This is a genomic window from Isoptericola sp. GX10416, from assembly GCF_056590155.1.
In genome coordinates this window covers 37,610-56,130 of sequence record NZ_JBWPVO010000001.1, presented here as the reverse complement: position 1 = coordinate 56,130, position 18,521 = coordinate 37,610, and the positions used below count along the sequence as shown (strand labels likewise).

Annotated in this window: 17 protein-coding genes; all 17 read right to left on the bottom strand. The window is 72.6% G+C overall.

From position 1 onward, the window contains the following. Window positions 1–4: 4 nt before the first annotated feature. The 17 genes from trpA to arc all read right to left on the bottom strand — a co-directional run bounded on the left by trpA (window position 5) and on the right by arc (window position 18,437). Window positions 5–889, bottom strand: a complete 885-nt coding sequence (gene trpA / locus ACWAT2_RS00270; RefSeq protein WP_402371993.1) for a tryptophan synthase subunit alpha — start codon at window positions 887–889, stop codon at window positions 5–7. Continuing rightward, the gene (gene trpB / locus ACWAT2_RS00265) at window positions 844–2,139 is read right to left on the bottom strand and encodes a tryptophan synthase subunit beta (protein WP_402372096.1); all 1,296 of its coding nucleotides are present in this window, start codon (window positions 2,137–2,139) and stop codon (window positions 844–846) included. The genes trpA and trpB overlap by 46 nt, the downstream gene beginning before the upstream one ends. 80 nt (window positions 2,140–2,219) lie before the next feature. Then, window positions 2,220–3,044 (bottom strand): indole-3-glycerol phosphate synthase TrpC, encoded by an 825-nt coding sequence (gene trpC / locus ACWAT2_RS00260; RefSeq protein ID WP_402371994.1) that lies wholly within the window; start codon window positions 3,042–3,044, stop codon window positions 2,220–2,222. 236 nt (window positions 3,045–3,280) lie between these two features. Then, a complete protein-coding gene (locus tag ACWAT2_RS00255) occupies window positions 3,281–3,559 on the bottom strand; it encodes an HGxxPAAW family protein (RefSeq protein ID WP_402371996.1) in 279 nt (92 codons plus the stop codon). A gap of 40 nt (window positions 3,560–3,599) precedes the next feature. Next, complete coding sequence (locus ACWAT2_RS00250; RefSeq protein WP_402371998.1) at window positions 3,600–4,196, bottom strand: Trp biosynthesis-associated membrane protein; 597 nt, start codon at window positions 4,194–4,196, stop codon at window positions 3,600–3,602. Beyond that, the gene (locus ACWAT2_RS00245) at window positions 4,193–5,788 is read right to left on the bottom strand and encodes an anthranilate synthase component I (RefSeq protein WP_402372000.1); all 1,596 of its coding nucleotides are present in this window, start codon (window positions 5,786–5,788) and stop codon (window positions 4,193–4,195) included. The genes ACWAT2_RS00250 and ACWAT2_RS00245 overlap by 4 nt, the downstream gene beginning before the upstream one ends. Further along, complete coding sequence (hisI, locus tag ACWAT2_RS00240; protein ID WP_402372002.1) at window positions 5,785–6,204, bottom strand: phosphoribosyl-AMP cyclohydrolase; 420 nt, start codon at window positions 6,202–6,204, stop codon at window positions 5,785–5,787. The genes ACWAT2_RS00245 and hisI overlap by 4 nt, the downstream gene beginning before the upstream one ends. A 42-nt stretch (window positions 6,205–6,246) precedes the next feature. Then, on the bottom strand, window positions 6,247–8,061 hold the full coding sequence (locus ACWAT2_RS00235; RefSeq protein ID WP_402372003.1) for an ABC transporter ATP-binding protein: 1,815 nt from the start codon (window positions 8,059–8,061) through the stop codon (window positions 6,247–6,249). Continuing rightward, entirely contained in the window at window positions 8,058–9,884 is a 1,827-nt protein-coding gene (locus tag ACWAT2_RS00230; protein WP_402372097.1) for an ABC transporter ATP-binding protein, read from the bottom strand. The genes ACWAT2_RS00235 and ACWAT2_RS00230 overlap by 4 nt, the downstream gene beginning before the upstream one ends. 141 nt (window positions 9,885–10,025) lie before the next feature. Beyond that, window positions 10,026–10,796: an imidazole glycerol phosphate synthase subunit HisF gene (gene hisF / locus ACWAT2_RS00225; protein WP_402372005.1), complete on the bottom strand. Its 771-nt coding sequence runs from the start codon at window positions 10,794–10,796 to the stop codon at window positions 10,026–10,028. A 7-nt stretch (window positions 10,797–10,803) separates the two neighbouring features. Then, window positions 10,804–11,781, bottom strand: coding sequence for an FKBP-type peptidyl-prolyl cis-trans isomerase (locus ACWAT2_RS00220; protein ID WP_402372007.1), 978 nt, complete (start codon window positions 11,779–11,781; stop codon window positions 10,804–10,806). A 70-nt stretch (window positions 11,782–11,851) separates the two neighbouring features. Then, window positions 11,852–13,213: a Pup--protein ligase gene (gene pafA / locus ACWAT2_RS00215; protein WP_402372008.1), complete on the bottom strand. Its 1,362-nt coding sequence runs from the start codon at window positions 13,211–13,213 to the stop codon at window positions 11,852–11,854. Between the two features lie 12 nt (window positions 13,214–13,225). Continuing rightward, complete coding sequence (gene prcA / locus ACWAT2_RS00210; protein WP_402372009.1) at window positions 13,226–13,948, bottom strand: proteasome subunit alpha; 723 nt, start codon at window positions 13,946–13,948, stop codon at window positions 13,226–13,228. After that, window positions 13,945–14,802: a proteasome subunit beta gene (prcB, locus tag ACWAT2_RS00205; protein ID WP_402372010.1), complete on the bottom strand. Its 858-nt coding sequence runs from the start codon at window positions 14,800–14,802 to the stop codon at window positions 13,945–13,947. The genes prcA and prcB overlap by 4 nt, the downstream gene beginning before the upstream one ends. Beyond that, window positions 14,803–15,000 carry a ubiquitin-like protein Pup gene (locus ACWAT2_RS00200; protein ID WP_402372012.1) on the bottom strand — a complete coding sequence of 66 codons (198 nt, stop codon included), beginning with the start codon at window positions 14,998–15,000 and terminating at the stop codon, window positions 14,803–14,805. It lies immediately after the preceding gene. Between the two features lie 75 nt (window positions 15,001–15,075). Continuing rightward, window positions 15,076–16,680, bottom strand: coding sequence for a depupylase/deamidase Dop (dop, locus tag ACWAT2_RS00195; protein WP_402372099.1), 1,605 nt, complete (start codon window positions 16,678–16,680; stop codon window positions 15,076–15,078). Between the two features lie 104 nt (window positions 16,681–16,784). Then, window positions 16,785–18,437: a proteasome ATPase gene (arc, locus tag ACWAT2_RS00190; RefSeq protein ID WP_402372013.1), complete on the bottom strand. Its 1,653-nt coding sequence runs from the start codon at window positions 18,435–18,437 to the stop codon at window positions 16,785–16,787. Window positions 18,438–18,521 lie beyond the last annotated feature (84 nt).

The following is an 18,521-nucleotide window of genomic DNA, read 5'->3' as shown; positions in this document are numbered from 1 at the left end:
ACGGTCACGAGGCTCCTTCGGTGGTGCGGGCGCGCGCGACTCCGGCCGCGAGCTCGCCGGTCACCTTACCGAGGGCGTCCAGACGGTCTGCCCACGGCTCGTCGGTCAGCAGGGTGCGGACCAGGGCCGAGCCGACGATGACGCCGTCGGCGTACCGGCCGACCTCGGCCGACTGGTCGCCCGTCGAGACGCCGAGCCCCACGCACACGTGGCGGGCGCCGGCGGCCCGGGTCGCGGCCACCAGCTCCTCGGCACGCTGCCCGACGGACTCCCGTGTGCCCGTGACACCCATCGTGGAGGCCGCGTAGACGAAGCCGCGGGACGCCCCTGCCGTCAGGCGCAGCCGCTCGGGCGTCGAGCTCGGTGCGACCAGGTAGACCTTGTCCAGCTCGTGGGCGTCGGCGGCCTCGACCCACTCCGCAGCCTCGTCCGGGATGAGGTCCGGGGTGATCATCCCGGCACCGCCCGCCGCGGCGAGGTCCCGGGCGAAGGCCTCGACCCCGTACCGCAGCACGGGGTTGTAGTACGACATCACCAGCGTCGGCACGCTGCCGCCCGAGTGCTCGGCGACGGCCTCGACGACCGTGAGCACGTCGCGCAGCCGGGCGCCGCCGGCCAGCGCAGCCTCGGCGGCCCGCTGGATGACCGGCCCGTCCATCACCGGGTCCGTGTACGGCACGCCGATCTCCACGACGTCCACCCCGGCGTCGACCATCGTCGTGACCGCCTCGACGGAACGGGCGACGTCCGGGAACCCGACCGGAAGGTAGCCGACGAGGGCGCCGCGCCCCGCGTCGGCGAGCTCGTCCAGCCTCGTTGCGGTCCTCGATGTCGTCACGATGCTCACTGGTCGCCCTCCGCCGCGTCGTCTTCCAGCAGCCCGAACCATCGGGCAGCGGTGGCCACGTCCTTGTCGCCCCGGCCCGAGAGGTTGACGAGCAGCACCTGGTCCGACCTGCCCGCCTCGGCGAGCCGACGGCCGACCCGCAGGGCGCCCGCCAGAGCGTGCGCCGACTCGATCGCCGGGATGATCCCCTCCGTGCGGCACAGGAGCTGGAAGGCCTCCATCGCCTCCGCGTCCGTCACCGGCTCGTACGTGGCGCGGCCGATGTCGTGCAGCCACGAGTGCGCGGGCCCGACGCTCGGGTAGTCCAACCCTGCCGAGATGGAGTGGCTCGGGCGGGTCTGCCCGTCGTCGTCCTGGAGCAGGTAGGACCGCGCGCCGTGCAGCACTCCGGGGGCGCCACCGGAGAACCGCGCCGCATGGCGGCCGGACTCGATGCCCTCTCCCCCGGCCTCGAACCCGTAGAGCGCCACGCCGTCGTCGTCCAGGAACGCGTTGAACAGGCCGAGGGCGTTCGAGCCGCCGCCCACGCACGCCGCGACGACGTCGGGCAGGCGGCCGACGCGCTCGAGGACCTGCTCGCGCGCCTCCTCGCCGATGATCCGGTGGAACTCGCGGACCATCTCCGGGAACGGGTGCGGTCCCGTCACGGTGCCGAGCAGGTAGTGGGTGTGGTCCACGTTGGTGACCCAGTCCCGCAGCGCCTCGTTGATGGCGTCCTTCAGGGTGCGCGTCCCGATCGTCACGGGGACGACGGTCGCACCGAGGAGCTCCATGCGCGCGACGTTGAGCGCCTGGCGCCGCGTGTCCTCCTCGCCCATGTAGACGACGCACTCGAGGCCGAGGAGCGCGGCCGCCGTCGCGGTGGCGACACCGTGCTGGCCGGCCCCCGTCTCCGCGATGACCCGCGACTTGCCCATGCGCTTGACGAGCAGCGCCTGCCCGAGCACGTTGTTGATCTTGTGGGAGCCGGTGTGGTTGAGGTCCTCGCGCTTGAGGAACACCCGCACAGGTGCTTCCCCGTCGGCGTCCGGCCCGGCGACGTGCGCCGCGAACCGCGGCACCTCGGTCAGCGGCGACGGGCGCCCGGTGTAGTCGCGGTGCAGCTGGGACAGCTCGGCGGCGAACCCCGGGTCCCCCTGAGCCTTGCGGAACTCCGTCTCCAGCTCGTCGAGCGCGGCGATCAGCGCCTCGGGGACGTACCTGCCGCCGAACTGCCCGAAGTACGGGCCCTGGACGTCGGCGAGCTTCTCGGTGACCTGATGGGCCAGTGTCTCGGTCAGCGCGTCTCGCACGGGCTGCTCGGGCTGCTCAGGCACAGGCGCTCCTTCGTGGCGTCGGGGTGTCAGATCGGTACAGCGGCTCGGGCCACGGCTCAAGGCTGTGCTGCGGGCCGTACCGACCAGAGCGCAGGGTGCTGCCCCGCCGCCACGAGGTCGGCGACCGAGCGGCGCGGCTCACCGTCGGTGACGAGGGCCTCGCCGACGAGCACGGCGTGCGCTCCTGCACGGGCATAGTCCATGACGTCGTGCGGACCCCGCACGCCGGACTCCGCGATGCGGACGACGTCGTCGGGGATCAGCGGGGCCAGCCGCGCGAACGTGTCCCGGTCGACCTCGAGCGTCTTGAGGTCCCGGGCGTTGACGCCCACGACGCGGGCGCCGGCGTCCAGCGCACGCCGCACCTCGTCCTCGGTGTGCGCCTCGACGAGTGCCGTCATGCCGAGCGAGTGCACGCGCTCCACGAGCGACGTCAGGACCGTCTGCTCAAGCGCTGCGACGATGAGCAGGACAACGTCGGCGCCGTGCGCCCGTGCCTCCCACACCTGGTACGGAGTCACCACGAAGTCCTTGCGCAGCACCGGCACGTCGACCCGTGCCCGCACCGCGTCGAGGTCGGCGAGGCTGCCGCCGAAACGCCGCTGCTCGGTCAGCACCGAGATGACGCTGGCGCCGCCCGCCGCGTACTCGACCGCCAGCGCGGCCGGGTCGGAGATGTCAGCGAGAGCACCCTTGCTCGGGCTCGAACGCTTCACCTCGGCGATGACGGCGACCTTGTCCTCGGACAGCAGCCGGCTGCAGCACTCGAGGGCACCCGGCACCTTGGCGGCGCGTTCCTTGAGCTCGTCGAGCGAGGTACGGGCCTGCCGCACGGCAAGATCCTCGCGGGCACCCGCGACGATGTCCTCCAGGACAGTCATGCTCTCCCCTCCCTCGGTCGTGTTGCTGCCATGGTAGGCCCGCCACACCCGCGGGCCGACCACCGCCCGAGGTACGAGACGGGCACGCCACCACGCCCACGCGGTTCACCCCGCGGCCCCACCCACATCGTTATGGCTCCGTGACGTCGGCGCCGCAGGCTCGGACACGACGGCGCCCGCACCTCCGGTCGAGATACGGGCGCCATCCCAGCTGCTCCTCGCGCGGGCGGGACGCTTCAGCGCGACGTCGGTGCGCGCCTCGGCTCGACGCCGTCCTTGGCCTGGCCGTAACCCATGTTGCGCAGGACCACCCCGGCCACGCAGGAGGCCGCGACGATCACGAGGCCGGCCCAGAACAGCAGGAAGGGCACGCCCGGCAGGCAACCGACCGCCGACACGAGCGCACCGGCGATGATGCCGATCATGGCGGTCCAGGCCGCGACGGTGTGGCCGTGGTTGGTGGGCGGGACCGCCGTCGGCAGGTACATCGGCTCGGCGGGGCTGTTGTCGGTCATGGGCGGGCATACCTTTCGTCGCGTGGTGCTGAGGGTCAGACTACCGGTCGGCGGACGGGTCGGTGCCCCGCGAGAGGGCGTCCCAGTCGGCCTGCGCGTCGGGATCCCCGTCCACCGGCCCTGCGGCGACCCCCCGGCCGGCCGGGGGCCGCTCGTGCCGGCTGCCGCCGCCTGACCACGAGGACGTGCCCAGCGCGGCGAGCGCGGCCGCGACCACGACCGCACCACCGACCACCAGCGCCGACCACGGCCACGGCGTCACCTCGACGGGCGAGGTGAGCGTCGTCACACCCGCGGCGTCCGCGGCGGCCGACACCGCCGGCGCCCGCACGTCCCGGAGCACGGCTGCCGCACCGACCACGACCGTCACACCCGCCAGGCCGACCGCCGCGAGCGCGACCCATCGCGCCACCCGCCCCGCCAGCGTCGACGCGAGGGCGCCGGCCAGGACGACGAACGCGGCCGCGCTCACCGCCGGAGCCGCCGTCGTGCCGGCCACCTCGACCACGACCTCGGGTTCGAGCGCCGTCGCGACCGTGGTGCGCAACCACACCGGTGCGGACACCGCGAAGGCCGCCCCGCCGAGCGCCAGCAGGACCACGACGGCGCGAGACCTCGAGCGGATCGCGAGACTCATGCGCCCCCCAGGTCGGCGAACCGCGCGGCGAGCTGGACGGCCCGGACCGCCGCGGCCGCCTTGTTCCGGGACTCGGCGTACTCCAGCGCGGGCACGGAGTCCGCGACGATCCCGCCGCCGGCCTGCACCGAGGCGCGCCCGTCCCGCAGGAAGGCGGTCCGGATGGCGATGGCCATGTCCATGTTGCCGCCGAAGTCCAGGTAGCCGCACGTCCCGCCGTAGATCCCGCGCGAGGCGGGCTCCAGCTCGTCGATCAGGGCGATCGCCCGCGGCTTCGGCGCACCGGACAGGGTGCCGGCCGGGAAGGTCGCCCGCAACGTGTCGAGCGCACTCGCCCCCGGCCTGAGCCGGCCCACCACCGTGGAGCACAGGTGCATGATGTGGCTGAAGCGGCGGGTGGACATGAACTCCACCACCTCGACCGACGTCGGCTCGCAGACCTTGACCAGGTCGTTGCGGGACAGGTCGACCAGCATGAGGTGCTCGGCCCGTTCTTTGGGGTCGGCGATCAGCTCGTCGGCGAGGGCGACGTCCTCCTCGACGGTCGCACCGCGCGGCCGCGACCCCGCGATGGGGTAGGTGGTCACGTGCTCCGCGTCGACCTTGACGAGCGTCTCCGGGCTCGAGCCCACCACGGCGAAGTCGCGGTCCCGGTGGTCGCGGAGCTGGAAGTAGTACATGTACGGGCTCGGGTTGATCGTGCGCAGCGCCCGGTAGACGTCCAGCGGGGCGGCCGGGCAGTCGAGGTCGAGGCGCTGGGAGAGCACCACCTGGAAGACCTCGCCGTCACGGATCGCCTCCTGGCCCGCGCGGACGGCGTCCTCGAACTCCTCGCGCGTCGACCGGAACTCGAGCTCGGGCTCGGCGACGTCCGGCGCCACCACGGTGCGCACCGGGGGGGCCGAGGCTGCCAGCCGGCGCGCCAGGGCGTCGAGCCGCTCGACGGCGTCCGCGTGCGCCTCGTCCACCCGCTCGTCCGTGCCGTCGCCGTTGATGGCGTTGGCCACGAGCCACACCGCGCCCGAGTGGTGGTCGATCGCGACCATGTCCGTGGCCAGCGACATCGCGACCTCCGGCACGTCGAGCTCGTCGGGCGCCGTCGCGGGCAGGGTCGGCTCCCAGTGCCGCACGATGTCCCAGCCCATCGCCCCGACGAACCCGCCCGTGAGGGGCGGCAGGCCGTCGATCGGCTCGGTGCGCAGCGCCTCGAGTGCCGCACCGAGGACGTCGAGCACGTCACCCTCGCGTGGGACGCCCGCCGGGACGTCCCCCCGCCAGAGCGCCCGGCCGCCGTCGGACAGCAGCGTGGCGCGCGACTCGACACCGACGAAGGACCAACGCGCCCAGGCCCCGCCCGCCTCGGCGGACTCGAGCACGAACGTCCCCGGCCGTCCCTGCGCGAGGGTGCGGTAGAGCCCGACCGGCGTGACGTCGTCGGCCAGGACACGCCGCACCACCGGGATCACGCGCCGGTCGCGGGCGAGGTCGCGGAACGTCTCCAGGCCCGGCCACGTGGCACCCCAGACGAGCTCGTCGGCCGTCGGGGCGGCGGCTCGTCCTGGTGCGGGCGTGGTGGTGGAGGGCGTGGTCACCGGTTCTCCTCGTCGTCGTCGGTGCGTTCGTCTGAGCGGGGCTCGTCGGGTCGGGAGCCGACGACAGCGGGCAGCTCGCCGCCGGCCTCGAAGCAGGTGCGCGCGCCGGTGTGGCACGCGGCGCCCACCTGGTCGACACGCACGAGCAGGGCGTCGCCGTCGCAGTCGATCGCGACGGACCGGACGTGCTGGAAGTGACCCGACGTGTCGCCCTTGCGCCAGTACTCCGCGCGGGAGCGGCTCCAGAACGTCACCCGCCCTTCGGACAGGGTGCGGCGGAGCGCCTCGTCGTCCATCCAGCCGAGCATCAGCACCTCGCCGGTGTCGTGCTGCTGGACGATCGCGGCGACCAGGCCGTGGTCGTCCCTCTTGAGACGGTCGGCGACGGTAGGCTCGAGCGTGGTCTGGTTCAGCACGGTGCCATCCTTCCACGCGTGCGGTCGTGCCCGCGGTGCGTCTCAGCGGGTCTGGGCGACCCAGCTCGCGTGCATCCGCGCATAGACGCCGCCGGCCGCCGCGAGCTCGGCGTGCGGGCCGACCTCGACGACGTGACCGTCGTCGACCACAACCACGAGGTCGCTCGCCTCCGCCGTCGACAACCGGTGCGCGATCGTGATCGTGGAGCGCCCGGACGTCAGCGCGTCCAGCGCCCGGGCGATCCGCACCTCCGTGGCGGGGTCGACGGCGGAGGTCGCCTCGTCCAGGACGAGGAGGTCCGGCGCGGCGAGATAGGCCCGTGCGACCGCGACGAGCTGGCGCTCGCCGGCCGAGAGGTCCTCGCCGCGCTGGCCCACGTCGGTGTCCAGCCCGTCGGCCAGGTCGGCGACCCAGTCGGCCAGCCCCAGCGCGTCGAACGCCGCCGCGACCCGCGCCCGCACCTCGGGCGACTCCGGGTCGGCGGGCAGCTCGCGCAGACCGTAGGCCGCGTTGGTCAGGACGGTCCCGTCGAAGAGGAACCCCTCCTGGGGCACGAGCACGACCCGCTCGCGCAGCCGTGCCAGCGGGATCTCGCGCAGGTCCGTCCCGTCCAGCTCGACCCGGCCCTCGGTGGGATCCATGAGGCGTGCGACGAGCTTGGCGATCGTCGTCTTGCCCGAGCCGGTCTGGCCCACGACGGCGACCTTGGTGCGGACCGGCAGCTCGAGGTCCACGCCGTGCAGCACCTCGGGACCGTCCGGGTACCGGTACCGGATGCCGCGCAGCGTGACCTGCGCGTCCCCGCGCGGGCTGACCTCGTCGTCGGCGCCGTCGTCCGCCGCGTCGGTGACGTCGAGCGGGGTCTCGACGACGGCCAGGACGCGACGCCACCCGGCCACCGCGTTCTGCAGCTCGTTGAGGATCTCGGTGGCCATCTGGACCGGACCGGTGAACAGCTGGACCAGGAACAGGAAGGCGATCAGCTCACCCGCCGTCAGGCCCCCGCCGATGCCGAGGTAGGAACCGACCACCACGACCACCGAGAGGACCAGGTTGGCGAGGAACGTCCCGGAGGAGAAGACCATCCCCACCAGCGTCATCGCGCGCCCCTGGGCACGTCGCGCGTCCTCGACCGCACCGTCGATGCGTCGACCCGTGCGGGCCGCCACCCCGTAGGCCCGCACCGTCTCGGCGCCGACCACGGCCTCCGAGACAGCCCCGAGCAGAGCACCGACCTTCTCGCGGACCAGCGTGAACCGGCGGCCCACCGCCTTCTGGGCGAAGCGGATGACCAGGAACAGCGGGACGAAGCACACCCACACGACCACCGTCAGGACGGGTGAGTAGACGGCCATCAGCACGGTCGCCACCGCGAGCTGCAGCGTGGAGACCATGAGCATGATCCCGCCCCACTGCACGAACATGGAGATGGTGTCGACGTCGTTGGTCACGCGCGAGACCAGCGCGCCGCGGCGTTCGGATCCCTGGGAGAGGGTGGACAGGTCGTGCACGTGCCGGAAGGCGCGCACCCGCAGGGTCGCGAGGCCGGACTCCGTGGCCCGGAACAAGCGGACGTTGACCACCGCGGTGCACAGCCCGGCCAGGACGATGGCACCCGCGGCGGCGGCCGACATCAGCAGCACGCGGCTCGCGTCCGGACCGCCGTCGGCGAGGATGCCGTCGTCGACGGTGCGCTGCACCGCCAGGGGGACGACCACGCGCCCGGCGGCCGCCAGCACCGCGAGCGCGAGCGTGAGCCACAGGCCCTGCACGATCTGCGGCGAGATCTGCACCCCGCGGCGCAGGGTCGCGAGTACACCGAGGTCGCTGCTCGACGCGATCCGTGAGTCGCTCATCGCACGGCCTCCTTCTCGTCGTCCTCCCACGGCTCGTGGACGTCCACGCCCGCGGCCCGCTCGTCGACGAGCTCGCGCTCGCGCCGTGCGCTCTCCCTCTCGTAGGCCGTCGCGAGCTCGCGGTATCCGTCGTCGCGGGCGATCAGCTCGTCATGACTGCCCACGTCCACGATCCTCCCGCCGTCGACGTGCACGACGACGTCGGACATCGTCACCGAGCTCATCCGGTAGGCCACCATCACCACCGTGACCGACCGTGCACCGCTGGCGGTCCTGGTGGTGAGCCCCGCGAGGATCTGCTGCTCGACGCGCGGGTCGACGGCGCTGGTGGCGTCGTCGAGCACGAGCAGGCGAGGTCGCCGTACGAGGGCGCGGGCGATGGCCAGGCGCTGCCGCTGCCCGCCGGAGAGGTTGGCACCCCGCTCGCCGAGCGGCGCGTCCAGGCCGTCGGGCAGGGCGCGGACCACGTCGTCGAGCCGAGCCAGGCGCAGTGCCTCCCAGACGCGTTCGTCGACCTCATCGGAGACCTCGTCGGCGAGCGTGACGTTCGAGCGCACGGTGTCCTCGAACACGAAGGTCTGCTGCGCCACGTACGCCACCTGCGCCGGGATCTCGCCCTCGGCGAGGTCACGCAGGTCCGTGCCGTCCAGGAGGACCCGGCCGCGGGTGGGGTCGCTCAGGCGACTCAGTAGCGAGACGAGCGTCGTCTTGCCGGCGCCGGTGGAGCCGACGACGGCGACGGTCGCGCCGGGCGCCACGTCGAGGTTCCCGGCGTCGAGGAGCGTCACGGTGCGACCCGCCGAGGGGACGTCGACGCCGACGTCCTCCAGGCGGACGGCCAGGCCAGCCTCTCCGACGGGCAGCGTGCCGCTGCCCGCGGACATCGTGCCGCGGGCGTCCAGCACCCGGCTGATCCGTTCGTACCCGACCAGCGCGCGCGGGATCTCGCCGAGCACCCAGCCGAACGCGCGAACCGGCACTGCCATCATCGTCAGCAGGTAGCTGGCGGTGACGACGTCGCCGACGTCGACGGCTCCGCTGGCGGCGCGCCAGGTGCCGACTCCCAGCACGAGCAGCGTGCCGAGGTTCGGCAGCAGCTCGATCACCGGGTCGAAGACCGCGCGGATCTGGCCGGCCCGGACGTTGGCGGCCCGCAGCGCGTCGGTCCGCTGCGCGAAGCGGCTCTCCTCACGGTCCGCCGACCCCATGGACTTGACCAGCAGGGCCGCCTCGAAGGACTCGTGGGCGACGTCGGCAACCTCGGCACGCAGCTGCTGGGCGCGCGTGACGGCGGGCGACATGTACCGCTGGAAGACGAGGTTCGCCGCGATGGCCGCCGGGATCACGACGAGCGCAGCCGTGGCCAGCCACGGGTCGATGGTGAAGAGCATCACGGTCGCGACCGCGATCATCACCACCACGCCCAAGGCGAAGGGGATCGGGTTGAACACGCCGGTCGCCGCCTCGACGTCGGCGCTCGCGTTGCTCAGCAGCTGCCCGGTGGGGTGCGACCGGTGCCACGACATGGGCAGGCGCAGGTACTGCCGGGTGACGCCACGGCGATGGTCCGCCTGGATGCCGGCCACGCCCCAGCCCGCCCAGATGCGCCGACCGGCCACCGACAGCGCCAGCGTCAGCGCGACGGCCGCCAGCACGCCGCCGGCGAGCCAGATGTCACCCCGCGCCGCCGGGTCACCGGAGATCGCCGGGACGACCACGGCATCGGTCGCCCAGCCCACCGCGCGGCTCACCGCTACGGTCGCGGCTCCGAACACGGCCGAGGCGAGCACGGCCAGCACGTACAGCCGCGGTTCGCTCCGCATGCCGCGCCAGACCAGCGCGGTGCCGCGGCGGAGCCGCGACCCGGTCAGGGTCGCCTGTCGGGCGGGTTCGGGCACAGCAGACCTCGCAGTCGTCGGGGATCGAATCGATCCTAGCCTCCCCCTCCGACAGAGCGTCCGCGGTCAGCGCACCTCGATGCCGGCCTCGCGCATCGCGGTCTTCACCTCGGCGATGGACAGCGTGCCGAAGTGGAAGACGCTCGCGGCCAGCACCGCGTCGGCACCGGCCCGGGCCGCCGCGACGAAGTGCTCCGGCATCCCGGCACCGCCCGAGGCGATCAGCGGGACGGACACCCGCCCGCGCACCGCGGCGAGCATCTCGAGGTCGAAGCCCGCGGTCGTGCCGTCCGCATCCATGGAGTTGAGCAGGATCTCGCCGGCGCCGAGACCGGCGGCCCGCTCGGCCCACTCCACGGCGTCGATCCCCGTCCCCCGGCGACCGCCGTGGGTCGTGACCTCGTAGCCGGACTCCGTGGTGGTGTCTCCCGTCACCCGGCGCGCGTCGACCGAGAGCGTCAGCACCTGGTTGCCGAACCGGTCGGCGATCTCCGCCAGCAGCTCGGGCCGGGCGATCGCGGCCGTGTTCACCCCGACCTTGTCGGCCCCCGCCCGCAGCAGCCGGTCCACGTCGTCGGTGGTGCGCACGCCACCGCCCACCGTGAGCGGTACGAAGACCTGGTCCGCGGTACGGCGCACCACGTCCACCATCGTGTCGCGCCCGGCCGAGGACGCCGAGACGTCGAGGAAAGTCACCTCGTCCGCACCCTCGGCGTCGTACTGATCCGCCAGCTCGACCGGGTCGCCCGCGTCGCGCAGGTTCGTGAAGTTCACGCCCTTGACGACGCGACCGGCGTCGACGTCCAGGCACGGGATCACCCGTACGGCCACGGTCATGTGCTGATCACCCTTCAGTGGTCCGGTCCTCGGTCGCCTCGGCATCCTCGCCGTCCTCGGCGTCCTCTTCCGGGACGTCCTCGGCGACCTGGTATCGCGCGTCGAGGATGTCGACGACGTACACGAGCGTCTCGTCGGCCAGCTCGCTGCCGGTGCCACCGTAGCCGAGCTCCGGGGGCACGACGAGCATCACCTGCGAGCCGACCGCCTGCTCGAGCAGGCCCTGGTCCCAGCCCTCGACGAGCCGGCCGATGCCGATGGTCGCCGACTGCGGCGCCACCCCGGGCTCCCAGCTCGAGTCCACGACCGACCCGTCGCTCCATCGCACGGCCACGTAGCGGACGGTCACGACCTGGCCGATGTCGACCTGCGGCCCGGACCCACGGATCAGCGGCTGGACGACGAGCTCGCCGGGCGGCTCCGCGTCCGGGACGCGGACCATCGGCGTGCCGTCCGTGTCCCGCAGCACCCGCGGGTGACCCTCCTGCGGCTCGACGTCGGTCCCCGAGGCGCGAGTGGGCAGCACGTCCACGACGAGCACCACGGGGACCTCGTCGTCCTGCTCGACCACCAGGACCCGCGCCCCGACCCGCTTGCCGCGCAGCGACTCGTACAGGTTCTGCCCCAACGACCCGGCGTCGAAGGTGTACCAGGCGGGAGCGTCGAGGTAGGTCGACGAGATGACGCTGCCGTCGCGGCCGTCCTCGGCGTACATGTGCAGCAGCACGGGGCCGCCGTCCTCGAGCGGCTCGCCCGAGCCCGGGCGCAACGTCCGCGAGCCGGAACGGACGATGTCGTAGGGCTTCGGGTAGTCCACGACCGGTGGCTCACCCTCCGGGCCCGACACGTCGACCGGCACCTGGGACGGCGCCGACGACGGGGTCAGGTCGTCCACGAGCGGCGACGAGCAGCCCGCGAGGGCCAGAGCCGCGCCGACGGCGCCGGCCACGAGGGTCGCGATCAGGCGAGGTGGGCGGAACGGCACCGGGACAGTCTGCCACGGCAACAGGGGTCGCCCGGGCGGCCCGGCGCCACCGCCGGGCGCCCGAACCGCGTCACATGGACTCGATGAGCCGTTCCACGCGTTCGTCGACGTTGCGGAACGGGTCCTTGCACAGCACGGTGCGCTGGGCCTGGTCGTTGAGCTTCAGGTGGACCCAGTCGACGGTGTAGTCCCGCCGGGCCTCCTGGGCGGCGCGCACGAAGTCCCCGCGCAGCTTCGCCCGCGTCGTCTGCGGCGGGACGGCCGTGGACTCGAAGATCTCGAGGTCGGTCACCACGCGATCGACCATCCCGCGCGCCGCGAGCAGGTTGTACAGACCCTCCGTCCGCGAGATGTCGTGGTAGGCGAGGTCCAGCCGGGCGATCCGCGGGTCGTCGAGCGTGAGCCCGTGCTTGGCCTGGTAGCGCTCGATGAGACGCTTCTTGATGACCCAGTCGAGCTCACGCTCGACCAGCGTCAGGTCGCCGCTCTCCAGCGCACGCAGCCCTCGCTCCCACAGGTCGAGCACCTGCTTCACCTGCGGGGTGGCCTCGAGGTGCGACTCCACGTGCTCGCGGACCCGCTGGAAGTACTCCCACTGGAGGTCGACCGCGGTCGCCGACCGGCCGTTCGCGAGCTGGACCGGCTGCAGGCCCGACGAGTCGTGACTGATCTCACGGATCGCACGGATGGGGTTCTCGAGGGTGAGGTCGCGGACGGGGACGCCGGCCTCGACCAGGCGCAGCACCAGGTCGGTGGAACCCACCTTGAGCATCGTCGTGGCCTCGGACATCGACGAGTCACCGACGATCACGTGCAGCCGGCGGTAGTGCTCGGCGTCGGCGTGCGGCTCGTCCCGCGTGTTGATGATCGGTCTCGACCGCGTCGTCGCGCTCGAGACCGCCTCCCAGATGTGGTCGGCGCGCTGGGAGAGGCAGTAGGTGGCGCCACGCGGGGTGGTCAGCACCTTGCCCGCACCCGTGAGCACCTGCCGGGTGATGAGGAACGGCACGAGCACGTCGCTCAGGCGCGAGAAGTCGCCCTGCCGGCGCACCAGGTAGTTCTCGTGACACCCGTAGGAGTTGCCCGCCGAGTCGGTGTTGTTCTTGAACAGGTGGACCTTGCCCGGCAGGCCCTCGTGCTCCAGTCGCTGCTGGGCGTCGGCGACCAGACCCTCGAGGATGCGCTCGCCGCCACGGTCGTACGCCACGAGCTGGCGGACGTCGTCGCACTCGGCGGTCGCGTACTCCGGGTGCGATCCGACGTCGAGGTAGAGCCGCGACCCGTTGCGCAGGAACACGTTGGACGACCGGCCCCACGCCACGACCTTGCGGAAGAGGTAGCGCGCCACCTCGTCCGCGCTGAGCCCACGCCCGTCGTCGGCGGCGCACGTGACGCCGTACTCCGTCTCCAGGCCGAAGATCCGTCGTTCCATGATGGCCGCCTCTCAGTCGTCGCCGTCGGCCAGCAGATCGGCCAGCAATCCGCCGTGCAGGCGCCGGAAGGCGCGCCGGGGCCGGTCCCGCTCGAGCACCGCGACCTCGAGGCCGGATGCCGGGATGGCACGTTCCGAGCCCTCCGCCGCGACGGACCCGTCCGGCGCCACCGTGCCGAGCGTCGCCACGGCCAGCCGCAGCACCGCGCCGAGCTCCATGCCCTCCCGCCACGACTCACGCAGGCGCGTGGTGAGCTGCTCGGCCTGGCCACCCATCACGACGAAGCCGTGCTCGTCCGCCACCGACCCGTCGTAGGACAACCGGTAGACCTGGTCGTCCGCCGGAGAGGCGCCGACCTCCGCCACGACGAGCTCGACCTCGAGCGGCTTCGACTCCGTCGTGAAGACCGTGCCGAGCGTCTGGGCGTAGGCGTTCGCGAGACCGCGCGCCGTCACGTCCGAGCGGTCGTAGGAGTAGCCGCGCAGGTCGGCGTACCGCACGCCCGCGACCCGGAGGTTCTCGAACTCGTTGTACTTGCCGACCGCGGCGAAGGCGATGCGGTCGTAGATCTCCGAGATCTTGTGCAGCGCCCGCGACGGGTTCTCCGTCGCGAACGCGATCCCGCCCGCGTAGGCGAGCACCACGACGGAGCGGCCCCGGCCGATGCCCTTGCGCGCGAAGTCCGCCCGGTCCTTCATCAGCTGCTCGGGCGAGACGTAGAACGGCATGCTCATGCGTGCAGGTTCCCTTCGCTGCGCTCGGCGACGATCCGGCCGACGACGGCGGCGAGCGAGTCGTCGTCCACCCTGCGGTAGCCGTCGGCGGTCACGGTCCCCACGACCGGCCAGATCCTGCGGACGGTGTCGGGTCCGGCGGTCGCGCTGTCGTCGTCCGCCGCGTCGTAGAGGGCCTCGACGGCGACCGAGACCGCGCCGTCGGCGTCCAGGCCGGCCCGCCACAGCTTCTTCAGCGCGCCGCGGGCGAAGACCGAGCCCGAGCCCACCGAGTGGTGGTCCCGTTCCTCGTACCGGCCGCCGGTCACGTCGAAGCTGAAGATGCGCCCGATCTGCTGGTCGAGGTCGTACCCGCCGAACAGCGGCACCACGGCGAGCCCCTGGAGGGCCATCGGCAGGTTGCCGCGGATCATCGTCGCCAGCCGGTTCGCCTTGCCGTCGAGGGAGAGCAACGAGCCCTCGATCTTCTCGTAGTGCTCGAGCTCCAGCTGGAACAACCGCACGATCTCGACCGCGATCCCGGCGGACCCGGCGATCCCCACGGCCGAGTACTCGTCGGCCGCGAAGACCTTCTCGATCTCCCGGCTGGCGATCATGCTGCCCATCGTGGCCCGGCGGTCACCGGCGAGCACCACGCCGCGGCCGCCCTGCGACGTGCCGAACGTCAGCGCGACGATCGTGGTGGCGTGCGGGGCGAGGTCCGCCGTCGTCGTGACGGCTCCCGTGCCGGCGGCCAGCCGCCTGCCCGGGAGCAGCTCCGGGGCGTGCGCGTCCAGGAACTCCACGAACGAGCTCGACCCCGGACGCAGGAAGGCGTCCGGGAGCCGGCCCGACGCGTCAGGATTCGTCGACACTCACTGCCCGCCCTTCTGCACGAAGCCACGCACGAACGACTCGGCGTTCGACTCGAGGACCTCGTCGATCTCCTCCAGCAGCGAGTCCACCTCCGCGTCCCGCTCGGAAGTCTGCGGAGCGACAGGCTCCGGGGCATCCGCGTCGTCGTCGGGCGTTCTGTCGTCCCGCTGCGGGTTGATGCGTTCCTGACCTGCCATGGTCCGCCTCCTTCGTGGTTCCCTGCGAGGGTGTGGTCAGCCTATGCCGTGACGGGGACGGCGCACCCGCACCGCTCACGTGTCGCCCCGCAGCCCTTCCAGCAGCGTGGCGGCGTCCGGGCTCGCGTCGAGCAGCGCACCGATGTGCGCCGCCGTGCCCCGCGTCGGGTCCAGCATCGGCACCCGCTGCAACGACGCCGCGCCGTGCACGTCGAAGATCACCGAGTCCCAGCTCGCCGCAGAGATCTCGTCCGGATACCGCTCCATGACCTCGCCACGGAACCAGGCCCGGGTGTCGACCGGCGGGTGGTGGACGGCGCGCGTCACCTCTTCCTCGGTCACCAGCCGCTCGACCGCACCCGCCGCGACCAGCCGGTGGTAGACGCCGCGCTCCGGTCGCACGTCCGCCCACTGCAGGTCCATGGCGTGCAGGCGGGGGTGGTCCCACGCCAGGCCGTCGCGGACACGCAGGCGGTCCAGCAGCCGCAGCTTGGCGACCCACTCGACCTCCCGCGCGCACGAGGCCGGGTCGGTGCCGAGCCGTCCCAGCACCGAGCGCCACCGGGCGACCACGTCGTCGGTGTCGTCGTCGGAGCCGAGCGCCGCGAGCGAGCGGTGCACCACGTCGACGTACCGCTCCTGGACCTCGAGCGCCGTCGCCGTCGTCCCGTCCGCGAGCTCCAGGGGCACGGTGAGGTCGAGGTCGCGCGAGACGCGCTGCACGTCGCGCACCGGGTCCGCGAGCCGCAGCGCGGCGAGCTCGGCGTGCGCCGGCACCCCCGCTCCGGCGAGCTCGTCCAGGTGTTCCGCCACCCACAGCACGAGCGACGTGGTGCCGAGCTTGAGGTACGTCGCGACCTCGAGGTGGTTGGCGTCGCCCGCGATGAGGTGCAGCCGTCGCCACCGCGTCCGGTCGGCGTGGGGCTCGTCGCGGGTGTTCACGATGGGGCGGCGCAGGGTCGTCTCCAGCCCGACCTCGGCCTCCATGTAGTCGGCCCGCTGGGAGAGCTGGAAGCCCGGGTCCTCGCCCGACGGCCCCAGACCCACGCGCCCTGAGCCCGTGAACACCTGCCGCGTGACCAGGAACGGGGTGAGCAGCTCGACCAGCGTGCCGAACGCGACGCCCCGGTCCACGAGATAGTTCTCGTGGGTGCCGTAGCTCGCGCCCTTGCCGTCGACGTTGTTCTTGTACAGGACCACCTCCGACCCCGGCACCTGGGCGAGGCGCCGGGTCGCCGCGAGCATCACGCGCTCCCCCGCGACGTCCCACAGCACGCCGTCGCGGGGGTTGGTGACCTCGGGCGAGGAGTACTCGGGGTGGGCGTGGTCCACGTACAGCCGCGCACCGTTCGTCAGGATGCAGTTCGCGGCGCTCGGGTCGTCGTACTCCTCGGTCTCGGGACGCTCGAGGTCCTCGGGGCCCGCCGTCGGTCCGGACGGCGCCGGCGCCGTGGGGTCGTCGGTGAGGAGCGACGGGTGCGCCGACGCGCGCTGGAGGTGGAATCCGCGCGCGTCCGCCAGCGGGTCCTCGTCGTCGTAGTCCCAGCGCGCCGGCGGGTGCCCGGGCCGGCCGTCCTGCACCGATGCCCGGTAGGTGGTCACCACCTGGGAGCTCATCAGCATCGGGTTGGCCATCGGGCGTCCCGGGGCCAGCACTCCGTACTCGGTCTCGATCCCCATCACGCGTCGCACGGTCACCACCCCAGCCTAGGCGTCCGCACGGCCACCCCGCTCTCCCGTCCACCGACGCACGGTGGACGGGAGAGCCGCGACAGCGCCGCAGGTCAGAGGTACTGACCGGTCGAGCTCACCGTGTCGATGGTGCGCGGGGTGGCGCTCTCACCCTTCTTCGTGACGATCGTGCGGATGAAGACGATCCGCTCGCCCTTCTTGCCGCTGATCCGCGCCCAGTCGTCCGGGTTGGTGGTGTTGGGCAGGTCCTCGTTCTCGTGGAACTCGTCCACGCAGGCGGACAGCAGGTGCTCCACGCGGATGCCCCGCTTGCCCGTGGCCAGCAGGTCCTTGATCGCGGACTTCTTCGCCCGGTCGACGACGTTCTCGATCATCGCCCCGGAGTTGAAGTCCTTGAAGTAGAGCGTCTCCTTGTCACCGCTGGCGTAGGTGACCTCGAGGAACTGGTTCTCCTCGTCCTCGGAGTACATCCGCTCGACGACCGACCCGATCATCGCCTCGACGGCCTGGCGCGGGTCGCCCCCGTGCTCCGCGACGTCGTCGGCGTTGATCGGCAGGTCCGCGGTGAGGTACTTGCCGAAGATCTCGGTGGCGCCCTCCGCGTCGGGACGCTCGATCTTGATCTTCACGTCGAGGCGGCCCGGCCGCAGGATGGCGGGGTCGATCATGTCCTCGCGGTTCGACGCCCCGATCACGATGACGTTGTCCAACCGCTCGACACCGTCGATCTCGGCGAGCAGCTGCGGCACGATCGTGGTCTCGACGTCCGACGAGAGCCCGGTCCCCCGCGTGCGGAACAGCGACTCCATCTCGTCGAAGAAGACGACCACGGGCATGCCCTGCGTGGCCTTCTCCCGGGCCCGCGCGAAGATCAGGCGGATGTGCCGCTCCGTCTCGCCCACGTACTTGTTGAGGAGCTCCGGTCCCTTGACGTTGAGGAAGAAGCTCTTCGCGCTCGGGTCCCCGCCACGCTTCTCGGCCACCATCGTGGCCAGCGACGAGGCGACCGCCTTGGCGATGAGGGTCTTGCCGCAACCGGGCGGACCGTACAGCAGCACGCCCTTGGGCGGGCGCAGGCCGTGCTCGCGATAGAGGTCGGGGTGGGAGAACGGCAGCTCGACCGCGTCGCGGATCTGCTCGATCTGCGGACCCAGGCCACCGATGTCCTCGTACGCGATGTCGGGGACCTCCTCGAGCACGAGCTCCTCGACCTCCGACTTGGGCACGACCTCGAAGACGAACCCGCTGCGCATGTCGACGGTCAGGGCGTCACCCACCCGCAGCGGCGCCCCGAGCACGGACCCCGCGAGCCGGACGACACGCTCCTCGTCGGCGCGTCCCACGACCAGGACCCGCTCCGGGTCGAGGACCTCCTTGACGGTCACCAGCTCGCCGATGCGCTCGTAGCCACCGGCCGCCACGACCGTCATGGCCTCGTTGAGCTTGACCTCCTGGCCCGGCGCCAGCGCGTCGAGGTCCAGGCCAGGACTCGCCTGCACGTGCATCTTGCGCCCGGAGGAGATCACGTCGACCGATCCGTCGTCGTGCCCCGCGAGGTACGTGGCGTACGTCCCGGGGGGCTTCGCCAGGTCGTCGATCTGCTTCTTCAGCTCGACGATCTGCTCGCGTGCCGCGCGCAACGCCTCGGCGAGCCGTTCGTTCTTGGCCGCGAGCAGCGCCAACTGCGTGTCTCGGCCCGACGGCGCGGGCCGGTCGGACTCCGGGCGGACAGGGTGGTCAGTCATCGCGTCCCCTCTCGTGCGGCCCGGGCGGTGTCCTCCACCGGCGAGGAGGAACCCCCGAGACACAGCACACTAAGGGGCAACACC

Coding starts and splice junctions, on each gene's coding strand:
- trpA (WP_402371993.1), bottom strand. CDS start 889: ATGGTTCGGGCTGCTGGAAGACGACGCGGCGGAGGGCGACCAGTGAGC.
- trpC (WP_402371994.1), bottom strand. CDS start 3,044: ATGACTGTCCTGGAGGACATCGTCGCGGGTGCCCGCGAGGATCTTGCC.
- ACWAT2_RS00255 (WP_402371996.1), bottom strand. CDS start 3,559: ATGACCGACAACAGCCCCGCCGAGCCGATGTACCTGCCGACGGCGGTC.
- ACWAT2_RS00250 (WP_402371998.1), bottom strand. CDS start 4,196: ATGAGTCTCGCGATCCGCTCGAGGTCTCGCGCCGTCGTGGTCCTGCTG.
- ACWAT2_RS00235 (WP_402372003.1), bottom strand. CDS start 8,061: ATGAGCGACTCACGGATCGCGTCGAGCAGCGACCTCGGTGTACTCGCG.
- ACWAT2_RS00230 (WP_402372097.1), bottom strand. CDS start 9,884: ATGCGGAGCGAACCGCGGCTGTACGTGCTGGCCGTGCTCGCCTCGGCC.
- hisF (WP_402372005.1), bottom strand. CDS start 10,796: ATGACCGTGGCCGTACGGGTGATCCCGTGCCTGGACGTCGACGCCGGT.
- pafA (WP_402372008.1), bottom strand. CDS start 13,213: ATGGAACGACGGATCTTCGGCCTGGAGACGGAGTACGGCGTCACGTGC.
- prcA (WP_402372009.1), bottom strand. CDS start 13,948: ATGAGCATGCCGTTCTACGTCTCGCCCGAGCAGCTGATGAAGGACCGG.
- ACWAT2_RS00200 (WP_402372012.1), bottom strand. CDS start 15,000: ATGGCAGGTCAGGAACGCATCAACCCGCAGCGGGACGACAGAACGCCC.
- dop (WP_402372099.1), bottom strand. CDS start 16,680: ATGGGGATCGAGACCGAGTACGGAGTGCTGGCCCCGGGACGCCCGATG.
- arc (WP_402372013.1), bottom strand. CDS start 18,437: ATGACTGACCACCCTGTCCGCCCGGAGTCCGACCGGCCCGCGCCGTCG.